This is a genomic window from Listeria cornellensis FSL F6-0969, assembly GCF_000525855.1.
Lineage (GTDB): Bacteria > Bacillota > Bacilli > Lactobacillales > Listeriaceae > Listeria_A > Listeria_A cornellensis.
Map to the genome: position 1 here is coordinate 38,710 of NZ_AODE01000014.1, position 19,721 is coordinate 58,430.

At 39.7% G+C, this 19,721-nt stretch carries 19 protein-coding genes, 6 pseudogenes and 1 riboswitch; of the genes and pseudogenes, 14 read left to right on the forward strand and 11 right to left on the reverse strand.

Annotation, left to right across the window (positions count from 1 at the left end; all coding sequences use genetic code 11):
* Positions 1–11: 11 nt before the first annotated feature.
* The 3 genes and pseudogenes from accB to PCORN_RS06370 all read right to left on the reverse strand — a co-directional run bounded on the left by accB (position 12) and on the right by PCORN_RS06370 (position 2,378).
* Positions 12–473 carry an acetyl-CoA carboxylase biotin carboxyl carrier protein gene (gene accB / locus PCORN_RS06360; RefSeq protein WP_036078613.1) on the reverse strand — a complete coding sequence of 154 codons (462 nt, stop codon included), beginning with the start codon at positions 471–473 and terminating at the stop codon, positions 12–14.
* A 206-nt stretch (positions 474–679) separates the two neighbouring features.
* A complete protein-coding gene (efp, locus tag PCORN_RS06365; protein ID WP_036078615.1) occupies positions 680–1,243 on the reverse strand; it encodes an elongation factor P in 564 nt (187 codons plus the stop codon).
* A 72-nt stretch (positions 1,244–1,315) separates the two neighbouring features.
* Positions 1,316–2,378 (reverse strand): annotated as a pseudogene (locus PCORN_RS06370) (M24 family metallopeptidase).
* A gap of 219 nt (positions 2,379–2,597) precedes the next feature.
* Here PCORN_RS06370 and PCORN_RS06375 point away from each other — a divergent pair.
* From PCORN_RS06375 to PCORN_RS06390, 4 genes are read left to right on the forward strand one after another with little or no spacing between them, the layout of a single operon-like run.
* Positions 2,598–3,503 (forward strand): DUF1385 domain-containing protein, encoded by a 906-nt coding sequence (locus PCORN_RS06375; RefSeq protein ID WP_420912020.1) that lies wholly within the window; start codon positions 2,598–2,600, stop codon positions 3,501–3,503.
* 1 nt (position 3,504) lies between these two features.
* Positions 3,505–3,789: a hypothetical protein gene (locus tag PCORN_RS06380; protein ID WP_149024275.1), complete on the forward strand. Its 285-nt coding sequence runs from the start codon at positions 3,505–3,507 to the stop codon at positions 3,787–3,789.
* Positions 3,790–3,841: 52 nt separating this feature from the next.
* Positions 3,842–4,225 carry a rhodanese-like domain-containing protein gene (locus tag PCORN_RS06385; protein ID WP_036078765.1) on the forward strand — a complete coding sequence of 128 codons (384 nt, stop codon included), beginning with the start codon at positions 3,842–3,844 and terminating at the stop codon, positions 4,223–4,225.
* A 56-nt stretch (positions 4,226–4,281) separates the two neighbouring features.
* Positions 4,282–4,923, forward strand: a complete 642-nt coding sequence (locus PCORN_RS06390; RefSeq protein ID WP_036078623.1) for a pentapeptide repeat-containing protein — start codon at positions 4,282–4,284, stop codon at positions 4,921–4,923.
* A 45-nt stretch (positions 4,924–4,968) separates the two neighbouring features.
* Here PCORN_RS06390 and gcvPB read toward each other — a convergent pair whose 3' ends face one another.
* From gcvPB to gcvT, 3 genes and pseudogenes are all read right to left on the reverse strand, one after another.
* A complete protein-coding gene (gene gcvPB, locus PCORN_RS06395; protein WP_036078626.1) occupies positions 4,969–6,453 on the reverse strand; it encodes an aminomethyl-transferring glycine dehydrogenase subunit GcvPB in 1,485 nt (494 codons plus the stop codon).
* Positions 6,450–7,798, reverse strand: a pseudogene (gene gcvPA / locus PCORN_RS06400) (aminomethyl-transferring glycine dehydrogenase subunit GcvPA). The gene gcvPB and the pseudogene gcvPA overlap by 4 nt, the downstream one beginning before the upstream one ends.
* 15 nt (positions 7,799–7,813) lie before the next feature.
* The gene (gene gcvT, locus PCORN_RS06405) at positions 7,814–8,905 is read right to left on the reverse strand and encodes a glycine cleavage system aminomethyltransferase GcvT (RefSeq protein ID WP_036078628.1); all 1,092 of its coding nucleotides are present in this window, start codon (positions 8,903–8,905) and stop codon (positions 7,814–7,816) included.
* A gap of 95 nt (positions 8,906–9,000) precedes the next feature.
* Positions 9,001–9,093: riboswitch (glycine riboswitch) on the reverse strand.
* A 359-nt stretch (positions 9,094–9,452) separates the two neighbouring features.
* On the opposite strand from gcvT, the pseudogene comGA reads away from it, so the two are divergent.
* The 10 genes and pseudogenes from comGA to PCORN_RS06455 all read left to right on the forward strand — a co-directional run bounded on the left by comGA (position 9,453) and on the right by PCORN_RS06455 (position 15,608).
* Positions 9,453–10,473: pseudogene (gene comGA, locus PCORN_RS06410) on the forward strand (competence type IV pilus ATPase ComGA).
* A pseudogene (comGB, locus tag PCORN_RS06415) lies at positions 10,451–11,483 on the forward strand (competence type IV pilus assembly protein ComGB). The pseudogenes comGA and comGB overlap by 23 nt, the downstream one beginning before the upstream one ends.
* 26 nt (positions 11,484–11,509) lie before the next feature.
* Entirely contained in the window at positions 11,510–11,830 is a 321-nt protein-coding gene (comGC, locus tag PCORN_RS06420) for a competence type IV pilus major pilin ComGC (RefSeq protein WP_036078630.1), read from the forward strand.
* Complete coding sequence (gene comGD, locus PCORN_RS06425) at positions 11,827–12,252, forward strand: competence type IV pilus minor pilin ComGD (RefSeq protein ID WP_036078632.1); 426 nt, start codon at positions 11,827–11,829, stop codon at positions 12,250–12,252. The genes comGC and comGD overlap by 4 nt, the downstream gene beginning before the upstream one ends.
* Entirely contained in the window at positions 12,242–12,541 is a 300-nt protein-coding gene (gene comGE / locus PCORN_RS06430; RefSeq protein ID WP_036078635.1) for a competence type IV pilus minor pilin ComGE, read from the forward strand. Before comGD ends, comGE begins: the two co-directional genes overlap by 11 nt.
* Complete coding sequence (comGF, locus tag PCORN_RS06435) at positions 12,507–12,953, forward strand: competence type IV pilus minor pilin ComGF (RefSeq protein WP_051999293.1); 447 nt, start codon at positions 12,507–12,509, stop codon at positions 12,951–12,953. Before comGE ends, comGF begins: the two co-directional genes overlap by 35 nt.
* Before the next feature lie 64 nt (positions 12,954–13,017).
* The gene (locus PCORN_RS06440) at positions 13,018–13,317 is read left to right on the forward strand and encodes a hypothetical protein (protein WP_036078637.1); all 300 of its coding nucleotides are present in this window, start codon (positions 13,018–13,020) and stop codon (positions 13,315–13,317) included.
* Between the two features lie 22 nt (positions 13,318–13,339).
* On the forward strand, positions 13,340–13,855 hold the full coding sequence (locus PCORN_RS06445; RefSeq protein WP_077913807.1) for a shikimate kinase: 516 nt from the start codon (positions 13,340–13,342) through the stop codon (positions 13,853–13,855).
* Positions 13,852–14,790 (forward strand): ABC transporter ATP-binding protein, encoded by a 939-nt coding sequence (locus tag PCORN_RS06450; RefSeq protein WP_036078639.1) that lies wholly within the window; start codon positions 13,852–13,854, stop codon positions 14,788–14,790. The genes PCORN_RS06445 and PCORN_RS06450 overlap by 4 nt, the downstream gene beginning before the upstream one ends.
* Positions 14,787–15,608, forward strand: coding sequence for an ABC transporter permease (locus tag PCORN_RS06455; RefSeq protein ID WP_036078641.1), 822 nt, complete (start codon positions 14,787–14,789; stop codon positions 15,606–15,608). Before PCORN_RS06450 ends, PCORN_RS06455 begins: the two co-directional genes overlap by 4 nt.
* Positions 15,609–15,669: 61 nt before the next feature.
* Here PCORN_RS06455 and PCORN_RS06460 read toward each other — a convergent pair whose 3' ends face one another.
* The 5 genes and pseudogenes from PCORN_RS06460 to PCORN_RS06475 form a co-directional block, all read right to left on the reverse strand.
* Positions 15,670–16,599 (reverse strand): YqgU-like beta propeller domain-containing protein, encoded by a 930-nt coding sequence (locus PCORN_RS06460; RefSeq protein WP_159102542.1) that lies wholly within the window; start codon positions 16,597–16,599, stop codon positions 15,670–15,672.
* On the reverse strand, positions 16,547–16,771 hold the full coding sequence (locus PCORN_RS18265; RefSeq protein WP_051999295.1) for a hypothetical protein: 225 nt from the start codon (positions 16,769–16,771) through the stop codon (positions 16,547–16,549). Before PCORN_RS18265 ends, PCORN_RS06460 begins: the two co-directional genes overlap by 53 nt.
* A 146-nt stretch (positions 16,772–16,917) precedes the next feature.
* Positions 16,918–17,890, reverse strand: a pseudogene (locus PCORN_RS06465) (ROK family glucokinase).
* A 13-nt stretch (positions 17,891–17,903) separates the two neighbouring features.
* Entirely contained in the window at positions 17,904–18,116 is a 213-nt protein-coding gene (locus PCORN_RS06470; protein WP_036078643.1) for a YqgQ family protein, read from the reverse strand.
* Between the two features lie 11 nt (positions 18,117–18,127).
* Positions 18,128–19,676: pseudogene (locus PCORN_RS06475) on the reverse strand (rhomboid family intramembrane serine protease).
* Positions 19,677–19,721 lie beyond the last annotated feature (45 nt).

Below are 19,721 nucleotides of genomic sequence, written 5' to 3' on the forward strand. Positions count from 1 at the left end.
ATTATTACCCCTTATTTCTTTCTAACTTTGAATAGTGGCTGACCGAATTCGACTAGTTCTCCGTTTGAAGCAAGTACTTCAACAATTTCGCCATTCACATCTGCTTCCACATCATTTAATAATTTCATGGCTTCGATAATCCCAACGACTGTTTTTTCATGAACCGTCGCGCCTACTTCTACAAACGCTGGACTTTCTGGATTTGGAGAACTATAAAAAGTTCCGACCATTGGTGATGTGATAACATGTAAGTCTTCAGCTGGTGCAGCTGGCGTTGTAGCCGCTACTTCTGTTTCTGCTTGTGGCGCTGGAAGAACTGCTTGAACTGCTGGCGTGGAAACTACTGGTGCAACCGCATATTCTCCACCTTTTTTCATTTTGATTTTGCCTTGTTCTGTCTCGTATTCGAACTCAGTCAATGAAGACTCATCTACTAATTTCACAAGCTGCTTAATCTCGTTAATTGATAACATTATTTATAACACTCCTCAAAATTCATCTATAAAATATATATAAGTTCAAATGCATTCGTCACGCATCCTAATTATTGTACCATACTTTTCAGAGAAACTCGTAGCTTAACGCCGTTTTTTCACAAAAAAAAAAAGCCTTGTCGCATTCTGCTGGCAAAGAACCCTAAAAGTGGGCTCTGAACAGAATAAGACAGACTATTTTTCAATTATTGTGCACGGGAAACGTATGATCCGCCTTCTGTCGTGTTGACAACGAGTGTATCATCCACGTTAACGAAGAAAGGAACATTTACAACAAGGCCAGTTTCAAGTGTGGCAGGTTTAGATCCACCGGAAGACGTGTCGCCTTTGATTCCTGGATCTGTCGCTACTACTTTCAATTCAACCGTGTTTGGCAAATCCACACCAAGTGTCTCTCCTTGGTACATAACGATTTGAACTTCCATGTTTTCACGCAAAAATTTCAATTCATACTCGATTTGTTTTTCTGGTAGCTCGATTTGGTCATATGTTTCTGTGTTCATAAAAACATGTTGATCGCCACTTGCATACAGATATTGCATTTTATTGTTATCGATTTGTGCTTTGGCTACTTTTTCACCGCCACGGAATGTTTTTTCTTGAATAGCGCCAGTACGTAAGTTACGTAATTTTGAACGAACGAATGCAGCGCCCTTTCCTGGTTTTACATGTTGGAAATCTAGCACGCGCCAGATGCCGTTATCTACTTCAATCGTTAAACCTGTTTTAAAATCATTTACTGAAATCATCTTTGTATCCTCCTACTTTTAAGTTGGTTTCATCCTTACTTATTTAACCACAAAACGCGCCATTATACAATTCTATAAAATAATTAATTCTTTTGATGAGTGTGTTAAAACTTCATTTCCTGTTTCCGTAATCAAAATATCGTCTTCAATCCGCACGCCGCCAATGCCTTGTAAGTAAATGCCTGGCTCATCCGTAACCACATTCCCTGGCACAAGAACATTGGGACTCTTCATTGAAAGGTTTGGGCCTTCGTGGATTTCTAACCCGATCCCGTGACCTAATGAATGACCAAATGCTTCTCCGTACCCTTTTGAGGCAATGTGATCGCGAGCAATCGCATCTGCTTCAATGCCAGTCATGCCTGGTTTTAGCGCGTCGATGACTTTAAGTTGTGCTTCTAGCGTCACCGCATAGATTTCTTTTAACTTAGCGCTCGGTTCGCCAATCGCAATCGTGCGCGTCATATCCGAGCAATAACCATTGTAATAACAGCCGTAATCCATCGTCACAAAGTCGCCCACTTCAATAATTTTGTCTGAGGCAACACCATGCGGTAAGGCCGAGCGTAGTCCAGATGCAACAATCGTGTCAAAAGAAGAACCTGATGCCCCGTTTCTACGCATGAAAAATTCCAGTTCATTCGATACTTCTAGTTCTGTCAAACCTGGTTTAATAAATGTCAAAATATGTGTGAATGCTTCGTCCGCAATTTCACAAGCCGTTTTAATCGCTGAAAGTTCAGAGGCTGTTTTGACTTTACGCATATCTTCAAATAGGTCACTAAACGGCTCTAGTTTGGCAGAGAAAAAACTTTGCATTAATTTATGCTCTGCGACGGTTACGTAAGCTTCCTCGAAATAAAGCGTTTTAATTCCGAGTTCTTCCATAATCGCTTGCACCGTTTCGTAAATTGGACCTTTATTTTGGCGGATTTCGTAACCTACTGCCTGCTTAGCTGCTTGTTCTGTATAACGGAAGTCTGTCACAAAAAAAAGCCTTCGTTGGTGTTATCAAAACCATGCCAGTTGTTCCTGTGAAGTCTGCTACATAGCGACGGTTATAGTCACTCGTCACAAGAACAGCTTCCATATTTCTACCCTCTAAAGCCGCTTGAATCTTTGCTAATTTAGTCATTCTATTTCCTCCTAAATGTTTCGTTATGTAACTATTTTTTCGCTCGAATACAGCTATTCTATCATAAACCGCGCAAAATAACTTTTTTTATGCGTTATAACTATACGAATTCGGCAAATTAGCGTAGAATAGCAGTTGTATACTAAATAAGGCTGGTGAACAATTTTGAGTGAACAGACAAAAGGAATATATGGTGGTCAAGCTGTGGTTGAAGGTGTAATGTTCGGAGGCCGTAGAGAGACCGTCACTGCTATCCGGCGAAAAGATGGCACCATTGAATACTTCTATTTAACGAAAAACCCACCTAGCTGGGTGCAAACATTGAAGCGCATTCCTTTTATTCGAGGCATTGTTGCTTTAATCGAATCAAGCGCTATTGGCTCCAAGCATCTAACTTTCGCAACCGATCGTTATGATGAGGATCCACTTGACGAAGCTGAAAATAAGAAAATCGAAACCAAAGAGTCTAAACTCGCGATGTGGTTGGGCGTGGCAGTTGTCGGCGTGCTATCCTTCATCTTTGCAAAATTCGTCATGACACTCATTCCGGTTTTTATCGCGAATCTTTTCCGACCGGTCGTATCAGGTGATATGGGACAAATCATGCTAGAGACACTATTCAAATTAATGCTCTTGCTTGGCTATATTTTCGCTGTCTCCCAAACGCCCATCATCAAGCGCGTGTTCCAATATCACGGTGCAGAGCATAAAGTCATCAATTGCTATGAATCTGATTTAGAGCTCACCGTCGAAAATGTCCAAAGCAGGTCACGACTTCACTATCGTTGTGGTTCCAGTTTCATCCTATTTACCGTGATTGTCGGCATGTTTATCTATATGCTCGTGCCCACAGATCCACTATGGGTTCGCGTAGTCAACCGGATTCTACTCATCCCTGTTGTACTCGGCGTAGCATTTGAAGTCCTTCAACTAACGAACAAATGCCGCAACATCCCAATTTTGAAATATCTCGGTGTTCCTGGTTTGTGGCTACAGCTTTTAACAACAAAAGAACCGCAAAACGACCAAGTGGAAGTAGCCATCGCATCGTTCAACGAGTTACATCGTGTCGAAAAGAACAAACGAGAAGAAGCATTACCCAAAAACTTAGAATTACTAGAATGAGGTGAAAAATATGCGCAAATTCCCTATTTGGTTTTATGTTTTAGCTGTTTTAGCAGTGATTGGTATCTTTTTCGTAGGCTTTAAAAGCATTATTAGTAGCCTTGTCGTATCCATTATTCTAATCCTCCTCATTTGGCTACTCTTCCGCTTTTTAGGAAACAGACCGAAAAAAGACGATAAATACCTAGCGGCGGTCAAACAATCACAAAAACTTCGCGCAAAAAACCAACCGCAAACAAAAAAACGAAAAACTTCGTTGAAAGTCATTGATGGAAAGAAAAAATAAGTTATAATGATAAGTGGAGATAAAGAAAAGAAAGGGGTATATCATCTTGAATATTGACTGGAGTTGGGTTTTAGCAATTGCCATTTTGGTTGTTTTGCTAGGCTATGAAGTGTATCAATATACAATGCGTAAGAAAGCGTTAACCATTTTAACCGAGGAAGAATTCAAAAAAGACTTCCGGAAAGCGCAATTAATCGATGTGCGTGAACCAAAAGAATTTGATGCTGGGCACATTTTAGGAGCGAGAAACATCCCGATGTCCCAAATGAAAGCTCGAAAAGCAGAAATTCGTCAAGACTTACCTGTTTACCTGTATTGCCAAAGCGCACAACGAAGCAATCGTGCTGCAATCATGCTCTACAAAGCCGGCTACACAAACGTGTTCCAATTAAAAGGCGGCTATAAAAAATGGTCAGGAAAAACAAAGTCAAAATAAGCATAAAGCCACTGAGCGCGTCTATTGCTTAGTGGCTTTTTTTAGGAGGTTTTATCATGTCGAAAAAAATGCAGACACCAAAAATACCAGCACACTTGGAACCACTTGATCAAAATTGGCTTTCAGAAGAAGTCTATCTTCGCGAAGTATTGATAGAAGATCGTGACTTTGATTTTGATCCCATGGAACGGATTGTGCTCGACCAAGTCATTTTGCGAAATGTGAACTTTGTGACACTCGAATTTCCGAATATTGAACTCACTGATGTTATTTTTGAAAAATGTAACCTCTCAAATGTTGCTTTTAATTCTGCCATTATTCACCGCTGCCAATTCATTGATTGTAAACTAACTGGGGCCGACCTCTCAGACTCTCTGATACATAATACCCTATTTCAAAACTGTTTAATGACAATGAGTTCACTTGGTTTTTCGAAATTTAAGCAAGTAGAATGGCGTGATTGTTCGCTTATAAACGCGGATTTTTATGAGAGTGAGTTGAAGCATTCTGAAATCATTAATTGTAAGCTGAATGAGGCCAATTTTTCTAATGTCTTGATGGAAAGTATTGATTTGAGTGTGAACCACTTTGAGGGTATTACTGTTTCACTTGATAAATTGCGAGGTTGTCGCGTAACATCTGCGCAAGCGCTTAGTTTTGCAAGAGCTCTGGGTGTTGTCATTAGCGAAGAAAACTAAAATAAAGCCGTGTTCCCCAGTCTAAATTGGGAAACACGGCTTTTTTCATGTCGTTACTTCATCTTCTACTTTTTCTTGATAACGCAAGACCGGTTTTCTAGCCGCACGCGTTTCATCCAAGCGTTTTACATACGTGTTATATGGCGCTTCTTGTACAATTTCAGGGTTATCTTCTGCTTCTTTTGCAATTTTAAGCATAACATCGATAAAGCCGTCCAACGTCTCTTTTGACTCGGTTTCTGTCGGCTCAATCATGATTGCTTCTTCTACAATTAATGGGAAATAAACAGTTGGTGGATGGAAGTTATGATCCAGCAGACGTTTAGCGATATCCAATGTACGAACGCCTAATTGTTTTTGGCGTTTTCCAGAAAGTACAAATTCATGTTTGCACACTTGGTCAAACGGCAAATCGTAAGCCCCCTCTAAACGACGCATCATGTAGTTCGCATTCAGCACAGCGTATTCCGTCACTTTTTTCAGACCATCTGGCCCCATCGTACGGATATACGTGTAAGCGCGAACGTTGATACCGAAGTTACCATAATAAGGTTTCACACGTCCAATCGATTGCGGATAATTGTAGTCAAATGTATATTTATCCTCTTTTTTTGTTAAAACTGGCGTTGGTAAAAATGGAATCAAGTCCTTCTTCACACCGATTGGTCCTGATCCAGGTCCGCCACCACCGTGAGGTCCAGTGAATGTTTTATGCAAATTCAAATGCACAGCATCAAAGCCCATATCACCAGGACGAACTTTTGCCATGATAGCATTCAAGTTAGCGCCGTCATAATACAATTTACCGCCAGCTTTATGCACGATATCTGCCATTTCGACAATATCTGCTTCAAAAAGGCCAAGCGTGTTTGGGTTCGTTAACATCAGTGCCGCGGTGTCGTCGCCTACCGCGTTTTTTAGATCCTCAATGTCGACAAGTCCTTTTTCATTTGATTTGACAGTAATGATATCAAAACCAGCGACAGAAGCAGATGCAGGGTTCGTTCCATGCGCTGAATCCGGAATGATGACTTTTGTACGTTGATGATCACCATTCGCCTCGTGGAAAGCGCGAATTAACATTAAAGCTGTCCACTCGCCATGCGCACCAGCAGCAGGTTGTAGCGTAACTTCGTCCATCCCTGTGATTTCAACTAGACTTTCCTGAAGATCGTAGAGCATTTCCATCGCGCCCTGTACGGATTCCTCTGGTTGATACGGATGAATGTTCGCAAAACCTGGGAAGCGCGCTACTTTTTCATTGATTTTCGGATTATATTTCATCGTGCAAGATCCAAGTGGATAAAAGCCTGAATCGACACCAAAATTATGATTGGAAAGTGTTGTATAGTGACGCATTAATTCCAATTCACTCAACTCTGGCAGGGCTGGAGGCGTTTCTCTCACATAGGTAGTCCCAAACAAACTCTGTAAGTCTACTTCTGGTACATCGCGCTCTGGCAAACTATATCCAATACGTCCCGGAACTGACCGCTCAAATACTAATGGCATTGTTTCGCTATTATTCATTTTGCCCCCTCCAAACTTGTTACAAACGACTCGATTTCTTCTTTGGTACGCATTTCTGTAACAGCCACAAGCATGTGATTCGCATATTTTTCTTCGTAATTACCCAAATCATAACCACCGATAAAGCCCTGATCCAGCAACTCCAGATTCACTTCTTTCACCGGTTTCGATAATTTCACGACAAACTCATTGAAAAACGCGTCGCCAGAAATAACGTCGAAACCTTTTTCTTGGAAAGCTTTTTTCGCAAAATGAGACTTATCAATGTTTTGTTTGGCCATTTCTGTAATCCCTTGCTTGCCGAGTGCGCTCATAGCAACTGAAGAAGCTAGTGCATTCAGCGCTTGGTTGGAACAAATATTAGAGGTCGCCTTATCACGACGAATATGTTGCTCACGCGCTTGTAACGTCAATACATATCCGCGTTTCCCGTTCTCATCCACAGTTTCGCCAACAAGACGTCCCGGAACTTTACGGGTTAATTTCGAAGTAACCGCGAAATAGCCACAATGCGGCCCACCAAAGGCTTCTGAAATGCCGAATACTTGTGAGTCCCCAACCACGATATCCGCGCCAAATTTGCCCGGTGGAGTAAGTGCTCCGAGTGCTAATGGGTTGCTCGAAACAATAAATAGCGCCTTTCTATCATGCGCTAATGGCTCGATTTCTTGCAATGCCTCTACTTGACCATAAAAGTTTGGATATTGCACGATAACCGCTGCTACCGTGTCATCTACTTGTGCTTCTAACGCGACCAAATCTGTTACGCCGTCCTTTTCATCAATCTCAATAACATCAATGTGTTGCCCTATCGCATATGTTTTCACAACATTACGCGATTCCGGATGCACAGCTTTTGAAATTAAGATTTTTTTTACGTTTTGTGTGGGCGCTTGCTAGTATTGCAGCTTCAGCAAGAGCGGTTCCACCATCATACATGGAGGAATTCGCCAAATCCATACCGGTAATCTCTGCGATCATCGTTTGGAATTCAAAAATGGCTTGCAGTTCTCCTTGTGAAATCTCCGGTTGATAAGGCGTATAAGCCGTATAAAATTCAGAACGAGAAATCACGCTATCTACAACAGTTGGAATGTAATGATTGTACACACCAGCCCCTAAAAAAAGACGCATATTCAACAGAATCCGCATTCTTACTAGCCAACTTAGCTAGTTCTTTCAAAAGCGCAGGTTCTGATTTCGCTGGTTTTAAATCGTATTCTCGGTTAAAACGAATCGATTCAGGAATATCAGTAAAAAGTTCATCAATAGAAGAAACGCCAATTGTATCTAGCATATCTTTCTCATCTTGCTCAGTCATTGGTAAAAAACGATGTTTCGCCATAATATTACATCCTCCTCATTTATTTCGCGCTTTATAGAACGGGGTTGGAACTACTTTTGCCTTCAACTTCTTGTTACGAATTTCGACTTCCACCTCTGTATCAAGCACTGTGTACTCGATATCAATTAATGCCAAGCCCAAATTCTTGCCAAGTGTTGGAGACTGCGTACCACTTGTCACTATGCCAATCTCTTTATCACCAGCAAAAACCTTGTAATCATGTCTCGGAATGCCGCGATCAATCAGCTCTATACCGACAGATTTACGTGATAAACCAGCTTCTTTTTGCGCTATCAACGCTTGCTTACCAATGAAATCCGCTTCTTTTTGTAGTTTCACCGCAAAGCCAACGCCGGCCTCTAGTGGTGAAATGTCTTGCGAAAGTTCTTGACCATATAAAGCTAAGTTCGCTTCGAAACGCAATGTATCGCGTGCACCAAGCCCAATTGGCAATACATCCTTCTCTAAAATCGCCTCCCAAACACGAGGGGTGTCTGCAGCTTTTGTATAAATTTCAAAGCCGTCTTCTCCGGTATAACCAGATCTTGAAATAAGTGATGGAACACCCGCTACTTCCACATTGTCAACAAAGCCGAAAAATGTGAGAGCTGTCAAATCCACATTCGTTAATGTTGCTAATATCGCCTGAGCATTGGGTCCCTGCAAAGCTAGCTGCCCATAATCCGCGGAAACGTTTTGCACATTGACTCCCTCTGGCGCATGTTTTGCCAACCATTCAAAATCTTTCTCTGTGTTTGATGCATTCACAACAAGAAGATAATCGTCATCAGCTTTCATATAAACGACTAAATCATCCACTACGCCGCCAGTTTCATAACACATAATATTATATTGTGCTTTTCCAGCCTTCAATTTCGAAATATCATTAGACAATACTTTTTGTAAGAAGGCTAAACTTCCAGAACCATGCACCGACACTTCCCCCATATGCGACACATCAAATAACCCAGCATTCGTTCTCACGGCTTCATGCTCGGCCTTTATTCCTGAAAATTGTACCGGTAAATCCCATCCACCAAAATCAATCGTCTTCGCACCATATTTTTCATATAAAGGAAAAATAGGTGTTTTCTTTAAACCTGTCATGTGAATCCTCCTCTTTTTTTGCATACTAAAAGGACTTACTCGTTAAAATAAGTCTCTGTCGTACTCCAAAATAAGGAATAATGCCTCCAGAGTTGCGTCCCATAAACATCCTTTTGCCTGAGAGTTTCACATTCCCATGCTTTCCCCGTCGGCGCTGCAAAATTTGCAGTCTCTCTGTCTATTTTCATCCGCTCTTTTATGTATTAGTTGCCTTTCCTATATGTTACCACGAGACCCTATCGTTCGGCAAATAATTAAATTTTAGATGTTGTTTTTATATTTCCAAGGATATAGTTCGGAATGAAAGGGCTTTATCGAGTAAATGAACTTTTATCGTGCGTATGTGAATAATCGAACAACTGATAAAACCTAAAAAAAAATTTTTTAACCCTGATTTCAAACTCTATCTACCCTTTTCTGCTCTTAAAATAAGTTTTCTAGCTCTTATTCTATCTAAAAATCACAAACTCTCTTTTTCACCCGAAAAGGAAAATAGATTAGTCGCGTCGAATACATTTAGCATAGACAAAAATAAGGAGACAACCACATGATTCAAAATTTAGCCAACACCCTTTTAAATCAAGCAACACTACTCACAGCAAGCGATGTACACCTCATTCCAACTGAAGCGAATTATCGTATTCTGCTGCGGATTAATGGACGGCTACAGCACTTCGCCTCCCTCCCATTTGATAGTGGCGAACGTTTGCTAACCCATTTGAAATACCGAGGATTCATGGACATAAGTGAGACAAGGAGACCCCAAAGCGGTGCCTTTCAAACAAGTATTCAAGGATGTAAAGTATCCGTTCGACTCGCTACTATACCTAATTTTCGCTTTATTGAAAGTATGGTTATTCGCGTTTTCTCAGAGCAAGAAATACTTCCATTTCAAAAAAGTAGTGTTTTCCAACAAATAACGCATCATATACTTTCTCTTGCACAGAAACGAACGGGGCTCCTACTATTCTCTGGAGCGACCGGAAGCGGAAAAACATCCAGCATGTATAGCTTAGCCCATTCTCTAAGTTTGCAGTATCCCTTACAGATTATCACGATTGAAGACCCTGTCGAACGCCCTATGCCAGCATTTTTACAAGTACAAATAAATGAGAAAGCAGGCCTAGATTACGCAGATATCATTCGAGCGACACTACGTCATGACCCAGATATCTTAATCGTGGGCGAAATTAGGGATTCCAATACAGCAAAAATGGTTATCCGAAGCGCCTTGACCGGCCACCTTGTTTTAAGCACCGTTCATGCGGACAGCACGCATGGTGTCCTATCTCGTCTCTTAGAATTAGGCGTAGATAAAGAAGAACTCAGACAATGCCTGATTGGAATCTCTCACCAGCAATTAAAGCATCTACACTGCATGTTTTGCGCCAGCAGATGTCACGCCTTATGCAACCATCTCTCACAAAAAAAGAACCGCGCTCTATGAATTTATAGAAAAGGAACAAATTAATGATTTCCTCACGACTTCAATAGAAATAGATCTACAAGGCAGCATCAATAAACAGCTAAAGAAAGGAGTCTGCTATGGCTTTTTCTCTCCACAATAATTGGCGTGCTGACGGCGAATTTCTCATACGACTCGCTGATCTTTTAAGCAAAGGCTTCACTATGGAAGAAGCGATTTCTTTTCTCTCTATTACGACCCCAAAAGATACACTGAGAAACACAAAAATGATCAAAACACTTTCCTCTGGCGCCCCTTTTAGTGAGGCATTACTAGAAGCTAAGTTCCCGAGTTTCGTATGTACACAACTCCACTATGCAAGCAAACACGGTTACTTTAATGAAACAGTTCAAGAAACTGGCGATCACCTCATGCGAAAAGCAGAACAACAAAAAGCATTACGAAAAATTTTCCAATACCCACTCATACTTTTCATGACCGTTATTGTTGTCTTCTTCCTTTTACGTATTTTTTTACTCCCAAAATTCGATATGTTATTCAGCCAGCTAGCACATGGAGAAAATCAGACGACAAATTTCACCTATTTTATTCTAGAAAAGTTACCACTAATTTTCCTAGGCTTTCTCGGTATCCTATTTATACTCTGTACTTTTTTCCTAACAAAACAACGAACAAAGAACTCCTACGAACGTGCAGAACTTTACTGTAAAATACCAATCCTAAAAAGATTCATGCGCTTGCACTACTCCCAATTGTTTGCCCGCGAATGTGGCTATTTGCTAAAAAGCGGGTTATCCATCAATGACATGGTTCAAGTATTTGCGCTACAAGATTCTCCGGCGCTTTTCAAACATATTAGCAAATCGATTGAGCGGGCTTTTTCTGAGGGAACCCAATTCACTAACTCGCTTGCCACCTTTTCTATCTTTGAATCTGAAATGATTTATATTATTCAGCACGGCGAAAAAAAATGGGCAACTGGCCGAAGAACTACTGTTTTACTATAAACTTTGCCATCAAAAATCTGAAGAAAAAATAGAGAAGATATTTAGTTTTATACAACCAGCTGTATTTATGATAATAGGGATTCTTATCGTATCCATCTATTTATCCATTCTTTTCCCGATGTTCTCGATGGTAAATTCCATCTGAATAATAAAAAAATAGGAGTGATTTTAATGTTTAAAAAAATTAATTGGAAAGAAGAATCTGGTTTTACTTTGGTGGAAATGTTAATTGTTTTGCTCGTGGTCAGCGTACTCCTTCTGCTAACTATCCCGAATATCGTTAAGCAAAGCAAGTCCATCAACGATAAAGGTTGCGATGCTTTTATAACAATGGTTCAAGGACAAACGCAAGCATATCAATTGGAAAATAACAAAGTACCTTCTTTACAAGACCTTCTAACAGGGGGTTATCTCAAAGGAGAGCAGAAGAAATGCCCAAATGGTAAAGATGTTGTGATTGATAGTAGCGGAAAAGTGACGGAAGCCCCGTGAAGCAGGACGGTTTTACATTAGTAGAAATGCTCCTCGTTCTCTCCATAAGCCTTATCATCCTTAGTATTAGCGTGTTTCCAGCAGGCAATCTAATGACCCACTTACTAGAAAAACAAAGTCTGGATCAACTCAAAATAGACATTATGTATTTACAAGCAGAAGCAATAACAACAAATCAGGAAAGCACACTGCTACTGGACGGTAACCAAGATTCCTATTCCGGAAAATCCACTAAAACAGAATTATCTAGAAAATTTACACCAACACTACATTTCCAAGAGAAAAGCGAGCAACTATTTCGCTTTTCTCCACCATTTGGAAATATCAGCAAGTTTAAAACGATCATCATTCAAGGCCATAATAAAAAATATGCGCTTATCTTCCAAATTGGCAAAGGGAGGTTTCGCATTGATGAAATCTGACGGTTTTTCTTTACTAGAAAGTCTCTTTGCTCTCAGTTTACTTTCCTTAGTTGTCCTTTCGCTCCTTCCAATGGTAATGCAAATCAAAGAAAATCTACACAAGCAAAATCAAAGGACAACAGCACAGCAACTACTCTCAGAAGAAAGTACATTTCATTTAAATAACCATTTTTCATCAAGCCATGAGATAATCATTAAAAATCAAAAATATCAAATAACATACAACCAGGAGGCGAAGCAACTTTGCGCTACTTATGCTAAAGAAAATATTTGTTACGCTGTCAAATAAGTATGGATTTACCTTACTAGAATCACTATTTTCACTTCTTATCGTCATTATCATTGCTTCTTTCATTCCACTTATTTTTCAAAGCTACACATCTGTCATGAAAATCATAGATATTGATAAAAATTATGAGTGGCATCTCTTCTTGAACCAGACACGAAAAGAACTTACTACAGGCAACCAGATAACTGTCACAGATCATAAAATTACCTTCTACGCTCAATCCAAATTGATAACCTATGAATCCTATCAAAATTTAACACGCCGCTCTGTTGATAATAAAGGTCACGAACCACTTTTAACAAACATAAAACAAGACAAATGGACTAAAAAATCAGAAGGAGAAATCCTATATGAAGTTATTTTTGAAGACGATACTCAGCTATCCGCCCGTTTCTACGTTCAATCAGAATAGAGCCTGTAAGAATGGATTTACGTATGTCCTATGCCTATATATTACCTTAATTGGCATTATCACAATGCTTGGAGCAACCAACATCTATGTTTCTAAGCTACAGATGGAAAAACAATTGCAAAATCATTATTTAGCTACAACCCTCACAAATTTATCCATTCCTAATAACATTTCCCGCATAAAAGCCGGACAAAAAACATTCACAGAAAAGCACAATAACGCTGTTTTATGGTATAATTGGGCAGATAGTACAGAAGACGCCATCAGATATGATACCACCACAGAACTAAGCAATGGTTATATCTTAAAACAGACCCTATTTTGGGACATCAAACTACAAAAAATTCGTCTTCTACTAAATTAAAAGAGACTTAAGGAGGACTTGTATGAATCAAATCGTTTTAACTGGATTTATGGGCGCAGGGAAATCAACAGTTGGTAAAATACTTGCTGAAAAACTAAGACTACCCTTAATTGATATCGATACAGAGATACAATCTGAACACCAGATATCAATTACAGAAATTTTTGCAAACTTAGGAGAGCCTGTATTCCGCACCATAGAACACCAAACGTTAACAAGCGCATTGCTAAAAGATGCTGTGATATCAACTGGCGGTGGCATCATTCTATCTAATGATAATCGAAGTATATTAGAGTCTGCTGATTTTGTCGTGTATTTAAAAACCAGCCCGAATACGTTTCTCGCTCGACTAAAAGGTGATACAACACGACCTCTCATTCAAGAGAAAAGCAGAGAAGAAATTATCTCCCTTTTCGAGTCGCGAACAAAACTTTATGAAGGTGTTGCCCATTTGATCTTAGAAACAGATGAGCTAACACCTGAAGAAATCGCAAACCAAATAAAACAAGATTTTGAAATAAGAAAGGAGCAAGCATGACACAGCCCGTTTTAGAAATCAATCATTTAGTCAAGCAAATTGGAGCCAAACAAATTATAAAAGATATCTCATTTTCAGTGAACGAAGGTGAAATATTTGGACTCTTAGGCCCCAATGGCGCCGGGAAAACGACTATTATCCGAAGTATTGTCAAACTCATTAGCAAGACGAGTGGGGAAATAATAATTTTAGGGAAAAACATAGATACTTCTTATACAGAAGCAATTCAGCAAGTCGGTGCTATCGTGGAGAACCCAGAATTTTATCCGTACATGACAGGCCTTCAGAACCTTAAAACCTTTGCATCTATGTCGCGTAACAAAATCTCAAACGAACGCTTAGAAGAAATTATTCAACTTGTACATTTGGATAAGGCAATTAATAATAAAGTCAAAACATATTCCCTTGGTATGAGACAAAGACTAGGCGTTGCACAAGCACTTATTCACGAACCTAAGCTATTAATTTTTGATGAACCTACCAACGGACTAGATCCAGAAGGCATGAAAGAATTTCGTTTGCAGATGAAAATGTTAGCGCGTCAAGGCGTCAGCGTTCTTGTTTCCTCTCATTTACTGACAGAGATGGAACAGCTATGTGATCGTTTTGCAATTATAGAACGTGGAGAATTGACTCATATTGCAGATATGAAACAAGAAAATCTAGCAGAAGCTGAGCAGCTACAAACTTTCCATATGCACCTTGAACCTCTTGAATTGTCCAGAGAACTACTCACCAATTGGAAAATAGACTACATACTTGCCGATAATGGAACCTCTCATTTCTTTGTAAAAAGTAGTCCTTCCGATATCCCATCGCTCGTTAAAAAATTAGTGTCAGAAGACGTTTCGATCTTCGCAATAGAAGCACATACTAAAACATTGGAGGAGCGTTTCTTAGAAATCACAAAACACAATGGAGGTAGTATGGAATGATATCATTAATAGCAAATGAAACAAAGAAAGTATCACTAAGGTTCAGCACATGGCTTTATCCTCTTATCATCTTAGCCATCATTCTTGCCTTATCAGCGAGCTTCAAATCCTTTGTCCCAGATATCGATAATGTGCAATTGATATTATCAGTAAACAGCATCAGCATGTTTATGGTAGCCCTGTTTTCCATCGTTGTGGCTAGCGCTGTCGTATCATCTGAATTTAGTTACGGTACGATTAAACTATTATTGATTCGGCCGTATCAACGTTGGCAAATTCTTCTTTCTAAATATATCGTTGTTGTGATGTATGCAGTTATTTTGACTATATTTACTGTTGTGATGTCCTATATCATCGGCGGAATTTTAACTTCTTTTGGCAGTCTTACACAGGATATTAGTATCACTAATCCAACCTACTCAGAGAACGGAGATATTACGAATGTTGGGCAGACAGCTATAAATGCGTTAGGCTCCCAATTAGGATATTTCGTTATTCAACTTATCTTTTCTACCTCTATCGCCTTTATGGTTTCCTCACTACTTAGAAGTCAAGCGTTGGCTGTAGGAATTGGACTATTCCTGCTTTTCATCAATAGTATCGCTGGTGGTATTACGCTTATGTTAGTGGAACAATTCCAATGGTTCAAATATATCTTTATGGCGCCGCTATATTATGTAAGTATGCATGCGAATGGTGTCGGAATGGATGTAAAAGGACTTTCACCGGAATTAGCTATTGGTGTTCTGACCGTATATTATCTTATCTTCATGGCTCTCTCCTTCATATTCTTCCAGAAAAGAGATGTGTCTGTTTAATTTATACAACAAAAAAAATGCTAGAAAAGCTATCCCATTTCGATAGTTCTTTTCTAGCATTTTAATACATTTTATCGCGATGTTGTATCAAGTACGATATGTCTTTTGTTTCTAAGTCAATGATTTGATCAAATAAATACCCATACAAGCAATATTCACCGTTTGGGGATGTAACGATAGGCTCGTTATTTGTCAACTCTAATATCGTTTCAGTCTTTTTTTCCTTAGGATCCACTTTAACCAGTTTAAACTCCCCACCATGGTCTTTTAATTTCTTACTTTCATATGGTTCAAAAGTAAGGAATGACTCTTCTTCTACATTCAAATCATAAAACGGAAAGAACGTCCCCAACTCATCATATACCCTTGGAGCTTCATATTCGTAATAAGATTGGAAGCCAACAGTTCGAAAATTATAGATCATAGATTTTTCTGCTTTGCCAGGCTCCATCGTTAATAGTGTATTGGCTGATACAGCAAATTGATATACATCTGCAACAACAAGACTTTTAATTGTTTTGTCTCGTATATCTTCCAAGTAGAGATCGCCTCTGTCTTTTTGTGGAGACAGCTTTTGATTAAATACGAATAAATTATCGCTATACCAAGAAACAAAAGGTGAACCTGTGTTTAATTTGACTATACTGCCAGAAGGGATGTCCCACTGAAACACTTGGTAGTTCCAATCTGTGTCAAATGTGGTGAGGAACATTTTATTTTGATCATCTTTATTCCACGAAAACTCGATATTTTGGGGTGCTACTTCTTTTGTGTTCATCGTTTCTCCAGTCATAGAGATAACATCCAAGGTTGCTTTATCTCTACTCTTAGCGGAATAGATAAGGAAAGAATCGCGATTTGGGCTAATGATTACTTCGGAGATAACATGTGTAGTTTCATATATTTGGTGTCGCTTCTCCGTGAAAACATTGAGTCTTTCAAAGGTTACTTTCCCTTCTTTTCTCAACTGTATTAGAACAATTTTTGTCATCTATCCATCCTATAATGCGTTGAAATTCTTTAGGTTCGATGTTTAAGGTTTTAATTTTATTTGGAGTTGTCATTTTTTCTTTGCTGACAGGTGCCTCCTCGTTTTGACAACCATAGGAAATAAATAAAAGTCCAAGGAATGCAATTATAATATTTATGCGAATTTTATTCATCTCTCTCCCTCCATTTACTTATATGCTACTACTATTTTACCCTGACATCAAGAAAGTGAAACAAACTTCCAACGTAACAAAAGAAAAGCTAGATATACTTACCAGCGTTATTTTATCGCCAGTAGTACGTCTAGCTGTATGAACTATTATTCAGATGGTAAGGCTAACCATGCTGCTCCTAGAACACCCGCGTCATTTCCAAGCGTGGCAATAGAAATGGATGTGGAGTCTCGAACTGCCGGGAAAACCATACCTTCAAAGTAGTTTTGGATGGGCTTCAATAGTGCGTCGCCAGCTGCTGAAACGCCACCACCAATGATGATTTTTTCTGGATTAAGCATATTACCAATATGACTACATGCCAAGCCAAGATAGAAACAGATATGATCGACTACTTTCTTTGCTAATTCATCGCCTTCTGCTGCGAGGTCAAAAATCAATTTAGATGTTATTTCTTCTGTTCCGTGCTTTATAGTGTCTTTTAATGTGGAGTTCAGTTCAAAAGACTTTGCTAAATCTTTAGCCACACGCACGATTCCTGTAGCGGAAGCGATTGTTTCTAGACAGCCTTTCTTTCCACAAGTACAGTCATAGGCTTCTTTGCTAGTATCCACAGTAATGTGACCGATTTCCCCCGGCTGCACCCTTAGCCCCATGAAGAATTTTTCCTTCCGCAAAAATACCTCCACCAACACCAGTTCCTAAAGTGACAAAGAAAACATTCGCTGAGCCTTCTCCAGCTCCTTGCCATCTTTCGCCAACCGCTGCAATGTTAGCATCATTATCTAAATGAACATCTAAGCCTGTGATTTCTTTGAGATCTCTAGCTACATTTTGTTCTTTTGCCCAGTTTAGGTTATATGCTCCTTTAACGGTACCTGTTTCGTAGTTAATCGTTCCGGGAGTCCCCATTCCGATACCATAAAAAGTGTCGTGATCCAATTGTAAGTCCGTTAATTTTTGGTTGATGCTGTCGCCAATGTTGCGAACGATATGTGACCCCTCATCTGAACTATCTGTCTCGACAGACCATTTTTCTTCAATACTACCATCGGGTTTTAAAATCGCTATTTTTGCAGTTGTGCCGCCAAGGTCAACGCCAATTAATTTCTTTTCCATTTTCACATGTCTCCTAATCTACTACCTTATTTTTTGCTTTCTCTTTGTCTAAGTCTACTTTGAGAATCGATCTTGCGCGGGCATAGACTTCACGATCCAGCAATTTATGTTTAAACAGTTCGGTTAGCTCGTATTCCATCATTTCGATATCCCATTGCCGCTTACCGAGATAAACGATGATGCCGTATTTTTTCAGCAATTGAGCCACATCATAGACTGTTTTCATAACGATACCTCTTATCTTGTTTGAATTTTGCTCTCTAAATAGCCTTTATACTGGACATAGGTTTCTGTATCTTGCTGTTCAACCGCGATTGTTGCTTCTTTTAATGCTTGCTCCAAATCCCCTTGAACTTCATAGCTGCGAGCCAATAAGAAATGGGCGTGTGGATTAAACGATTCTTGTGCGATTGCTTCTCTCGCAAAGTCTGCTGCCTCTATTTCATTCCCTTGAATCGTTGCAATGACTGCCAAATTTGTAAAAGTTAGCGCATCAGCACTGCCCGAAACTTGGAGTTGATGCAAGATTTTTTTGCGCTGTTTTATAATCTTCATTTTGTATAAATGCCCCTGCTACAGCGTTGGCGTTTTGTGGATCATATGGATGCTTTCCTTTGTCGAAGCCGAACCACAGGAAAAAAGCGGTCAGTAATACTGCGGAAGCTCCGTATAAAATTCGGCGCCAATGGAAGTATTGATGCGGCATGGATAAAGCTCCAGCAATCAGGAATCCGCCAACCAATCCGCCGATGTGCCCTGCTAGATCGATACCTTGAGAAAATAAATCAACCACTAAGTTTACAACAACTAGACCGGCAATGCTAATTCCTAACGACCTTGCATAGATATGTGGCTTTAACACGACTAGATATAACAAGGCTCCAAAAATACCAAAGATTGCAGTACTTGCCCCTGCAGCCACGTTAATGTTGAAAGCGAAACTTGCAACAACTCCTGTGATGCCAGACAGCACGTAAATAAGCGCATAACGCCACTTGCCATAGAGTTTCTCAGCCATCGGTCCTATGATATACAGGACGACGGAGTTCATGAGTAAGTGCAGTAGTCCGATATGGATAAACATCGGCGTAATGAAACGCCACCATTCTCCTGCAAATATGAGTGGATTAAACTTAGCTCCCCACCTGACAAGGTTAAAGGTGTTCGTGCTCGTACCACCCGTGAATGTCATGATTAAAAATACAGCTATTTGGATTGCAAGCAAAACATATGTTACGTAGGGCTTTTCTTTACGGGCCTGCACCTGTTCATCGCTTACTTTTGTAGTGATGTAATTGATGACAACGCTACGCTCATTAGTAATGGTACTTTCGTCTAGTTCAGTCGGAACTTGGAATGTCTCGGCTGGTATGTTGAGGTCCGTTTCCAATTTTTTTAATTGCTCATCCGCATTTTCTGCATCGATTAATATATTGTTCAGGCTTATCTTCTCGTTTTCTGATTGTAGCGGTTTATCGAACCATTCTGAAGTATCCCCAACTGGCTTAAAGGGTGTGATGTACATATTGACTAGAGGTAATTTCAAACGTCCCATTTGCTTGCGTAAATCTTCGCATACACGCATTACTTGCTCAATATCTCGCTCAACGACACTAGACCAACTGAGCTCCTTCATCTGAATTCGAATAACTGGTCGCTTCTTTTGGGCTGGATTATCTAGCCATAGTTCTTGTTTCTTTTCATGAAGGTGGATGAGTCGATATCCTTCTTCAATTAGAAAATAGCTAGTTAAGCGCCAAAAAATATACTGTTCTTGGAGGCTCAAAAAATTCCCTGCTTTCTTTTTAAAATCCTATTTATAAGTACTACT